This window comes from Bradyrhizobium sp. BR13661 (assembly GCF_029892425.1).
Lineage (GTDB): Bacteria > Pseudomonadota > Alphaproteobacteria > Rhizobiales > Xanthobacteraceae > Bradyrhizobium.
In genome coordinates this window covers 61,540-71,172 of the sequence record NZ_JARXWB010000037.1, presented here as the reverse complement: position 1 = coordinate 71,172, position 9,633 = coordinate 61,540, and the positions used below count along the sequence as shown (strand labels likewise).

The 9,633-nt window shown below is 52.5% G+C and carries 11 protein-coding genes and 2 pseudogenes; 3 read left to right on the top strand and 10 right to left on the bottom strand.

Translation table 11 applies throughout. The features are described from left to right. Positions 1 to 74: 74 nt before the first annotated feature. From M2427_RS36950 to M2427_RS36930, 5 genes are all read right to left on the bottom strand, one after another. Entirely contained in the window at positions 75 to 152 is a 78-nt protein-coding gene (locus M2427_RS36950) for a hypothetical protein (protein WP_280711725.1), read from the bottom strand. Beyond that, complete coding sequence (gene tnpB, locus M2427_RS36945) at positions 122 to 358, bottom strand: IS66 family insertion sequence element accessory protein TnpB (RefSeq protein WP_280711722.1); 237 nt, start codon at positions 356 to 358, stop codon at positions 122 to 124. The genes M2427_RS36950 and tnpB overlap by 31 nt, the downstream gene beginning before the upstream one ends. Positions 359 to 553: 195 nt before the next feature. Next, positions 554 to 805: a hypothetical protein gene (locus M2427_RS36940; protein ID WP_280711721.1), complete on the bottom strand. Its 252-nt coding sequence runs from the start codon at positions 803 to 805 to the stop codon at positions 554 to 556. A 135-nt stretch (positions 806 to 940) separates the two neighbouring features. Further along, positions 941 to 1,135, bottom strand: coding sequence for a DUF6499 domain-containing protein (locus tag M2427_RS36935; RefSeq protein WP_163367814.1), 195 nt, complete (start codon positions 1,133 to 1,135; stop codon positions 941 to 943). 162 nt (positions 1,136 to 1,297) lie between these two features. Further along, positions 1,298 to 1,573 (bottom strand): DUF2285 domain-containing protein, encoded by a 276-nt coding sequence (locus tag M2427_RS36930; RefSeq protein ID WP_280711720.1) that lies wholly within the window; start codon positions 1,571 to 1,573, stop codon positions 1,298 to 1,300. A 101-nt stretch (positions 1,574 to 1,674) separates the two neighbouring features. On the opposite strand from M2427_RS36930, the gene M2427_RS36925 reads away from it, so the two are divergent. Then, positions 1,675 to 1,905, top strand: a complete 231-nt coding sequence (locus M2427_RS36925) for a helix-turn-helix transcriptional regulator (protein ID WP_280711719.1) — start codon at positions 1,675 to 1,677, stop codon at positions 1,903 to 1,905. 141 nt (positions 1,906 to 2,046) lie between these two features. Here the strand turns inward: M2427_RS36925 and M2427_RS36920 are convergent. The 4 genes and pseudogenes from M2427_RS36920 to M2427_RS36910 form a co-directional block, all read right to left on the bottom strand. Further along, a pseudogene (locus M2427_RS36920) lies at positions 2,047 to 2,775 on the bottom strand (DUF932 domain-containing protein); the annotation flags it as partial. Beyond that, positions 2,775 to 2,951: pseudogene (locus tag M2427_RS42175) on the bottom strand (IS66 family insertion sequence element accessory protein TnpB); the annotation flags it as partial. The pseudogenes M2427_RS36920 and M2427_RS42175, both read right to left, overlap by 1 nt. A gap of 214 nt (positions 2,952 to 3,165) precedes the next feature. After that, positions 3,166 to 4,395 (bottom strand): endo-1,4-beta-xylanase, encoded by a 1,230-nt coding sequence (locus tag M2427_RS36915; protein ID WP_280711718.1) that lies wholly within the window; start codon positions 4,393 to 4,395, stop codon positions 3,166 to 3,168. Positions 4,396 to 4,457: 62 nt separating this feature from the next. Continuing rightward, a complete protein-coding gene (locus tag M2427_RS36910; RefSeq protein WP_280711717.1) occupies positions 4,458 to 5,462 on the bottom strand; it encodes a glycosyltransferase family 2 protein in 1,005 nt (334 codons plus the stop codon). 358 nt (positions 5,463 to 5,820) lie between these two features. Here M2427_RS36910 and M2427_RS36905 point away from each other — a divergent pair, with 358 nt between their 5' ends. Beyond that, complete coding sequence (locus tag M2427_RS36905; protein WP_280711716.1) at positions 5,821 to 7,137, top strand: VpsF family polysaccharide biosynthesis protein; 1,317 nt, start codon at positions 5,821 to 5,823, stop codon at positions 7,135 to 7,137. Positions 7,138 to 7,338: 201 nt separating this feature from the next. Then, positions 7,339 to 8,469: a WecB/TagA/CpsF family glycosyltransferase gene (locus M2427_RS36900; RefSeq protein WP_280711715.1), complete on the top strand. Its 1,131-nt coding sequence runs from the start codon at positions 7,339 to 7,341 to the stop codon at positions 8,467 to 8,469. Positions 8,470 to 8,493: 24 nt separating this feature from the next. On the opposite strand, the gene M2427_RS36895 is transcribed toward M2427_RS36900, so the two are convergent. Beyond that, positions 8,494 to 9,375 (bottom strand): FkbM family methyltransferase, encoded by an 882-nt coding sequence (locus tag M2427_RS36895; RefSeq protein ID WP_280711714.1) that lies wholly within the window; start codon positions 9,373 to 9,375, stop codon positions 8,494 to 8,496. Positions 9,376 to 9,633: the final 258 nt, after the last annotated feature.

Below are 9,633 nucleotides of genomic sequence, written 5' to 3'. Positions count from 1 at the left end.
GCTGTCCGAGACCTTCGAAACCACGTCATTGCGCAACTTGATCTAAGAATCTGTCAGCCTAATAAAGAGGGGCATCAACATGGGTGATCGAGCAGGTAGCCAAGCTGGGCTGGGGTGATTGTCACCACGCCATCAGCCAACGACGGCCACAAGAAGCGGCCGCTCTCCAGCCGCTTGGCGTAGAGCGACATGCCCAGTCAATCGTGCAAAGGATCTTGATCAGCTTGCCGCCTTTGCCACGGAACACATAGAGGTCGCCGCCGTGCGGATCTCGCTTGAAGGCTTCCTGCACCAGCAAGCCCAGCGAGTTCATGCCGCGGCGCATATCGGTGTGGCCGGTCGCAATCCACAGCCGCACGCCCCGACGCAATCGGGATCACCGTAGGCATCCATCTGCCAGTGCCGCCACGGCAGCCTTCAGCGTCGCCGCGTCGACCGCGCCCGTGATCCGCATGCGAGCCCCAGTCGCAAACACGATCTCGATCGACCCGCCGCTGCTGGCCGGCGCGACTGGACAGGGCATCGGTCCTGCTTACGCTGTTTGGATAAGCGATTAAATGCAGGACCTGGCGTGCGTCCATTCATCGCGGGCGAGATCAAATCGGTGCACCCGGGCGAGATCATCGGAATCCGCAATCGCGCGCCACAAGCGACCGGCTGCATACGCACGCGCGTCGAAATCGCAGTCAAACGGCAGTTCGGCCGCATATGACGCGCCGAGCACTGGCGCGTCTTTGGACCAAATGCGGTGGTCCACCGCACCGATGCGCAGCACGGCATGCCAGCCGTCGACGGCGCGACGCACCTGGCCAGCTGTAAGGTCGAGCAGTGGCCGAGACGGCGCGCCGCCGTCGTCGGCCCCTGCGACCTTGACCGGAACGACCGCCGCGAGAACTTCTGGCGCCCAAAGATCGTCTGCTCGTCGAACGACCTCTGCGGGTCATGGGCGAAAGCAGAGACCCCATTTCCTCCTGAATTCTTGTGTCACTTCGACATCGGGACTGTTGGCGATCATCGCCTCAAAGTCGCGTCGATAGTCCGCGTTGCGACGAAGACATTCGCTGGCGATGTCGGTGATTTCGGCGTCTAGTAGGCTCTTGTAGGAATCAGGCGACCGCCAGTCGAATTCAGGCATTGCTTCCGCCCCATTGCACGCGGCTAACAAGGATTGCGGCGCAATAGGTATGAACGAAGCGGTTGTAGGAAGCCCCCAGTTTGGCACCACGTGGTGCTTCTGGATGACCACGCTCTGGCCGGAGAAGATCATTTCCGGATAGATGCTTTAGCTGACAAGCTTCTACTGATTTGACCTCGAGCCGCGCAAAAGACGTCCCTGCTTGGTCATCCACTTCGCCCGCGCCAAATGGCTCTCGTATGCATTGCGCGCACGGTCCGGCTCACCCTCAGGATCGATATGCAGGACTATTCGAGCGACTTCCCGCCAGTCCGCGCCCTCACCCTCAGCTTGTAGAAGGCGAATGTACGTTACAACGTGCCCCTCATCGTAAGGCGTCAGCACAGACCCGGCGGGGGCCAGGTCAGCCACGTTAGGATCGAGCGGTGGGGTCTGCATGATCTTACGGTTGCGGAATCTACAATCCAGCGGTCCACAGGGCCGCACTTTGTTAAGTATATCGAGGTGCAATATACTGAACAAGCGGCATCTTTGCCCGCATGGATTTGCGGGAGACATTCGCCACCAACTTGCGTCGTTTACGCAATGCGAGGGGATGGTCTCAAGACGAACTTGCTCTGGAGGCTGAGATAAGCAGGAGCTATCTGAGCCAACTGGAGAAGGGCGTATACTACGTCAGCATAAAGATCATTGGCCGCCTTGCCGATAAGCTCGACGTCGAACCTGATGAGTTCCTAAAACGGATGGCAAAGAAGGGTCGCGCCAAATAGGCGCGACCTCTGCGAGAGCCGGGCCGAGGCCCGGCGAGCGCCGGACGCGGATACGCTTCACCCGGCTTGCCGGATCGGCGGCGGTGCATCAGGTATCGACCGAAGCCGCGCCAACCGTTCCCGATTGCGCGGCTCGCAGCGTCAGATTGCATGCTCCATCAAGCGCTTTGCCTTGCCTTCCAGCTCAAGCCGCGTGTCCTGATGAGCCTTGCCTCGGGCAAACGAGGTAAATGCCTTGCACGAAATCAAGGATGCTTTCCGGCTTGCGGTTTTCCTCGCCGAGACGGTCTCGATGATCTTCGAGGTATCGGATTTGGAAAACCCGCCTTTGCGGAGGAATGTCTCCCGGTCCTCGTCGGTGCGGGCGACGATCCGCTCCCGAGCCGCCTTAATCCCCACGACGAATGGCGCGGGCCAGGAATTGGCAAAGCTGGTCAATGCCGGGGCGGCTTCATGCGCGAAACGTTGGGCTGCGAACTTCGAATGCCGGATCGTGATCTCTTCGAAATTCTCCACGCCCCAAAGATTGCGGTTCATGCAGACGGCGCGAAGATAGAAACTCGCAATCCCAAGCGTCTTGCTGCCGACTTCGCTGTTCCAGAAGTAAAAGCCTCGGAAATACAAATCCGGCGATCCATCTGCCAGACGTCCCGCTTCGATCGGATTGGTGTCGTCGACCAGAAACAGGAACACATCCCGGTCACTGGCATCGAGCGTGGTCGTGTCCTTGGTCACGTCCACAAAGGGATTGTGGGTCATCGTCGCCCAGTTCATCACGCCCGGGACCTTCCAACGTATGTCACCCGTCACATTGCCCGCGATCTTTATGACCGCGGCGACCAACTCATGATCCCAGATGCGGCCATAGTCCAGCGCAGCAACGAGCGCGAAACGCCATATCGCCGCGCCGTCGCCGCGACCTGGCGCGGCGCCTATAAGCTCTCCAGTACGATCTTGAGCTTCTCATCCTCGGACCAGAGCTGTCGCCGGCCCGTGTCCACCACCTCAAGCCGTTCGACTTGGGCACTGCGCCTATCACTGTCCATAAGGACAATACTCAACAACACGCCTCATTCGGAAAGGCGACCTCCACCGGTCTTCACCGGACGGATACACTTGCTCCCGCCACCTACCGCAATGAGTCGCCATCGATGGTCGTAGACTCGCGCGCTATCATGCTTCCGCGCCCTGGACGTTTCTGACAGAAAAAAGATCACTTCAGCAACAGTCGCGATAAACAAGGCTACGCGCGCCCTGTCCTCACTTTTTATCAGATCCTTTCAGTACGTTGAGCATCGCATCATATATTGCGGTCTTGGCACTGGTAGCATCCCAAGGAAACATGGTGGGAAGGTCAGTATTCCCATTACTCAATCCGTAGTGCAGGCTGTAGTATTTCTGTGTGAAGCCCCAGATGTTAAACACTGTACAATTTGGAGAATCCACACAGGCTTGCAAATACCTGGCAAAGACTGACGCGGCATCCGTTACCGCATTGGGATTGGATCGAAGCCCAGACTGATCCCATTCGGTAATCTGAACCTGCACACCGAGGTCAGCGTATGCCTTCATGACAGCTATGATCTCAGCGTACGTCGCCTTGGCATTGTGTGTTTCCATACCAACGCAATCGATCGGCACGCCCTCCGCCTTAAAGGCTTTCACAGCAGCTATCATGTTTGCCGTTCGATCCACGCCGTTGCGATTTGTTTGCGGAGGCGTGCCGTCGTTATCCCAATCGTTCATGCACAATATGGCATCGGGGTCCGCAGCGCGGGCAGTTCGAAACGCGATACGAAGATAGTCCGCCTTATCTGGATTTTTTCCAATCTTAGTCCAAACGATACCGTCAGTGTTGAAGGAGTTATTCCAACCCATGACTTCGTTCGTGACATCCCACGTAGTGATGACGCCAGGATATTTCTCCTTGAAATGGCCCACCACTTTTTGAATATGATTCACCAGAATCAATTCCAGCTGCTGGCTGCTGAAATTGGTCGCCGGTCCCGTTGCGCCGTCAAAAAGCCAGGGAGGATTCGACATACCCCATAGCAAGGTGTGACCGCGAACTTTCAAACCGTTTGCTTTTGCAAAATCGAGCAGATGGTCCCCCGGCCCAAAGTTAAAATTTCCCTGCACCGGCTCAATCGTCCACCATTTAAGCTGATTTCCAGGCTCCATCATGTTGAATTCGGTTGATAGAACGCTCCGGAACCATGCTGCGTCGGAATCAAAACCGTCGCCTGTCGGGTCAACCATGGTCCCGATATATAGACCTAGCTTGGCTGCAGCGGCACGCAGTGTTTCAGAATTGGGGTGAGGTTCTGGCAAAGACTGCGGTCGCCACAGGCGAGATGCTGAGGTAGTTGCAGCGCATGACGCCGAAGAACATGCATTCGTCTGTGCCACTGACGGCGCACATTGAAGAACCAGTACCAATCCAAGCGAAAGAACTTCTTTGCAAAGTCCCCTAAAAAAATACGTGATCATGGGCCAGCGTCCATATTCCGAAAAGCAAGCGCGCTAGTGATCATAATTGCAGCAACTCCTCATTAGTTTGATCCATTTACAGGCACGACAATCTTATAAACTTTCCGTGCTAGCCAGGAACGAACGATTGAAGGCGAAAAATAAATCAGAGCAACGGCTGCGACGTTGGCAAACCTCTTTGCAAATCCAATAAAAGGGTAATGGAGGAACTCATGAATCGCCTCTGAAGCGACCGAAGCTCGAGGATGCTTCGGTATCTCAAATGGCTCAAGTGGAAAATCGCCGAAAAGTAGGTAGTACTTCAAATAGTACGGCCCAATCAGATGGCGATACGATGGAATTGCGACGTTCAGTTTTTCGGCAATGCGCCTGGCTGTTTCCTGCGCCCAATAAAAATTAAAGATCAGCCATTTTACCTGCTTGAAATCGAGACCCCGTCCGACCCTGGAGATATTGGACGAATGAACACGATAATAGCCCAAGACATCGGGAGTGTAGATGACCCGGCCGAGCAGGGGTGAGCAGAGAGCAAGCCAACAATCAATAGTGTTTCCCGTCAAACCTGACGCAGAAGAAACAATCTGATCAACCGCTGATCTGAGATACGCGTTACCAGAATTTGGAGCCACCGGTATGTCTCCGAATTGAAAGATAAAACTAACTGGGTCAGAAGTTACGTGATCTTGCCTCGGCAAGATCTCGCTCGTCAGTTTGCGATCCAGGACCACCTGGAGGCGGTAGGAGATCGCAACGACATCAGCTTCCCAGATCTCTACGAGTCGCTGACACGCGTTCGGAGCTAGCCAGTCGTCGGAATCCAGGAAAAGAATGGCATCACCACTCGATGCGTTCATGCCCGCAATTAAACTAAGGGCCTGTCCCCTGTTACTGTGAAATATCGTCTTGATCCCACCAAACCTGCTTATGATGTCTCGCGAGCCGTCCGTTGAACCATCATCGACAACAACACATTCGATGTTTTCGTAGGTTTGGTTCAAAACCGAATTGATGCACTCGGCAATAAACTCAGCATAATTATAGTTTGCAATAATGATTGAAATTTTCATTGTCTGGAAAAGCTCGACGCTCTCATTGGTTCAGCCGGGCTACCGACGGACACTGGTCGACCGTCACGCCGGCAACACTCCGAAAGTCTCCTAGGAACTCTCCACCGAACCTGTTGCTACAACAACCGGTAGCGCAGAGACCTTTCGAACATTCAACACGCCCGTGATCGTTCCAGAGCATCACTGGAGATCCAGCAAGTCTGACTCGAAAATTGCGTCCACTTCGTGACTCGGTAAAATCGTGGTCCTTACGCTGAGGCGCCTACTCGACATCAGCACTCGAAACCAAATCGCAGCGAATCTTTTCCTTATCAGAAATTCATGATAGGGAATCATACCCCATTTAGTCAGAAGCTACATGCCGCTAATTCAAGCACCTATCACGGGTAACGAAGGTTTTTCCGACGCAGAACAATCTTCAGCTGCGCCCCATCTGTTGCATCGCGTATCGGTATGGGTGGTTGTCCTCTATGTAGTTCTCTCTCCGCCAGTACTTCCAATAATCGGCTGGTCGTACAACGGGGGTGGCGGCGAATTGGAGAAAATTCATCCGGCGACGTATCTGTTGATTGCGTTGTTGCCCCTAACGATGATCTATGACTGGCGTTTCCGTATCCAAGCAATGCGTTTGCTGCTTGAACCATCCTTTGTGCTCTTCATTTTCGCCAGCCTTGCTACCGCCGCTTACGCGATATTGGTCAAACAGGTCTCGGCTGCACCCTTTGTCGATACATTTTTCTCAACCATTCTAGTCGCCACCTTTACGTTAGCGTTGCCGCGCTCTGCAATTGAGCAGCTGCGTACGCTGATTGATTTCACGATACTTGTTAATGTTGTGCTGATTTTTATCGAATTCGTGACCCAGCGAGGTTTCATTTTGGGATCTAATGAAGGCTTCGGTCCAATGCGCTGGACCGGCCTACTCGGACTTCCGCTCACCGCAGCTCAAATCTTTGCAGTCTATTCTCTCATAACTTTCATTTCCTCGCCAGTTCGTCTTTCAGGGCCGGGCCCTTTTCGTATGTTTTTTTCGCTCCTTGCCCTGGTGTCGTGCCTGCTCACCGGCGGTCGAACTTCCATTGCACTCTTAGTCGGATTGCTGGCACTGTACGTATTGCTCTCGACGGCGCGTCAATTGTTGGCTGGCATGGTCAACTGGTTAGGCTTGATCTACGGACTTGTTGGCCTCGTTATCATAGCCTTCAGCATCCCGATTCTAGTCCGCATCGGCGTATTTGACGTCCTCTCGGCGCGAGTGGAGTTCGACAACGGTAGCAGTCTTGCGCGCGACACAGTGGTCGTAATTCTCGAGAATCTATCCGCAGACAAGCTATGGTTCGGGATTGAATCTGTTGATGCCTTGGCCTTACAACAATCTTACGGGCTAATTGCCATAGAAATTGCTTGGGCAAATTTCGTCCTTATTTGTGGTCTGATTTTCACGATACCTCTCTTTATTGCTTTTTGTTCTTTTTGGTTTTGGCTGTTGGCAAAATATTGCGAATACTCAGTTTTATTGGTGAGCTTTTTTACTTTGGCACACACATTTGCCTACAATAGTATTTGGAGTAAAACGACAGTATTGGCTATCACGGTCGCGATAGCGGTCTCCAATTTGCGTCGCGATCTTCCAGCGGCTCAAGCAGAGCGTCGTTCTCTCCAACTTGCTGAATAACGGCAACACCGTTTTTGTGACTGAAAACGGCGGAGGCGTCGGCGAGACGCGCTTGATCACTGACGGCGATCTCGCCAGCGTAATTCACACCGCCACCACGAAGAAACGGGCGCCGATATTTAGACCAGCTTTTGGGATGTTTATCCCTAATGAAGAGTGCTATACTGAATTTGACTGATTTTTAAGTTTGGAACGTGAGCATTGCATTCTTGCTATCTCAAAACGGATGCCGATGTTGTTGCGCGTGAATTCGACCAGCTGTCACGACCCGTTTATGGGTTGCTTGGAATTCCGATCGATGCAGTCGCTTCTAGCAAGGCTATTTCGTTAATTAGGATTGCGGCCCAGCACCGCAGGCCCTTCCTGATTTCGACGCCGAATGTCAATTTTCTAATTTTGAGTCAGGCAGACGGCGATTTCCGCGAATCCCTTTCTATGAGCGACCTCTGTCTCGTTGATGGTGCGCCGATCGTTTTGCTCGCAAAGCTGCTTGGCATTCCCATCAGCGGGAGGGTCGCGGGTTCGGACATATTCGAGCGACTTAAGAATGACACTTCCGGTCAATCCTTAAACGTCTTTCTTTTCGGCGGTACGGATAAGGCAGCTGCAATCGTCAGCGATCTGCTCAACAGAAGCGGAGGCCTACGATGTGTCGGAACATTGAACCCCGGATTTGGAACCGTGGAAGAAATGAGCAACAATCGTATTTTCGACGCCATAAACGGGGGGAACGCTGATTTTCTGGCGGTGTTTTTGTCCGCCGAAAAGGAGCAAAAATGGCTGTTGAGAAATCACAAATTGCTTGCAACTCCTGTTCGTTGTGGATTAGGGGGCACGATCAATTTTCACGCGGGGCTCGTCAAACGGGCTCCAAGGGGCGTCCGCAAACTTGGTCTTGAGTGGTTATGGCGCATCAAGGAAGAACCCTACCTTTGGCGCCGGTACTGGAACGATGGACGTAAACTCAGCGCTCTATGTATTATAAACGTGATCCCTCTGATAATCGAAGATCTGAGGCGGCGCAGAGCTCCCTCCAGAACTCTAACTGTTCAACAGCACGACGAAACGGCGCTTATTTTGGTCAAGCTCTCTGGAGACGCCGTTGCAGCTAATGTCCAGATTGCGATTGCCGCATTTCGAGACGCGCTTATTTCCAACAAGAAAATCGTTGTCGATCTCTCCGACGTATTAAACATCGATCATCGTTTTTTTGGGCTGCTTTTAATGTTAAGGAAGGTGCTGCGAGAACAAGGGTTGGCATTGGACTTTTGCGGAGCAAATAATAGAATCAGAAGAGTTTTCAAGTTAAACGGCTTTGTATCTCTTCTATGATTGCGCAGAGCAGCGCTACAAATATCATATGAACAAGACATTCTCCTCGAACCCCAAAGAACTCGGGTCAATCGGGAGCAAATTAGTGGCATTAACGCATCGATATCCGTGCTGCTGAAGCCGCCGAATGATCGCTCCACCATCGAGCGGGTTCGAGCGTTGCCTGTCAGTTAGGATTTCGCACAATATCGGTACCTTTCGGCCGCTTTTGTCTAGCAATCGCGGCATCCCATCGAGGACCGCCGCTTCGAAGCCTTCCACGTCGATTTTCATGAGACCGATCCGATCCAAATCAATCGAATTTTGCGCCACATACTCATCGAACGGAACAACATCGACCTCACGTATCTCGGTGAGTTGCTCTGCATGATCCAGAAAGCCGGGCAATAACGAACTCGATCCAACGTTGATATCGTAATTATCGAAATTATCTTTTTGCGGCGGAACGATTGACATCTTTAGACGCTCCTGCCGCGCGCCACACGCCTTGTTATTCGGAAAGATCGAATAATCCGGGTTGCGGTTTGCCAAACGGCGAAGGAACTCAAAATATTGGGGAACTGGTTCGAAGCTATGAACGGCACCATTCTTGCCGACATGCGACAGCGCATATGCGGACCAGTATCCGCAATTTGCGCCGATATCTATAAATGTCATACCTGAGGTTAGATGTTTATCGAAAATGCGCTCAAGAAACATCTCGTGAGTATGAAAATAATACTTCCTCATCAGCCGATGTATCGACAAATCTATCTCATACTCGACACCACCAAATTTTGTTGACGCAACGCCTTTTGGAACGCGCGAGAACTGCTCGATTGCACGTCGCCTGACCATATCAGTGAATTTCAAAGGATCTGATTTTGCATAGTTAAAGAAGAATCTGAATGTCTTTTCACTAAGCATGCTCGACCTCAATGATAGCCACCCGAATTCACGGAAGCGCTGGGAGCAGGTACGATTCGTAGAAGAGCTCATTTCCGAGGCTCGAATACGGCATCCAACGCCACCAAAAACGTCGAATAAACCTATCGAGAACTATCGTTAAATCTAGCCCTAACCTGAAATTGACCTACTAGAAATGGCCCCGGCAGGCAATCATCATTACTGCATGCTCCTCGAAAATGCCTTCCCATCCGACCATAAGATGCGATATCCAACCAA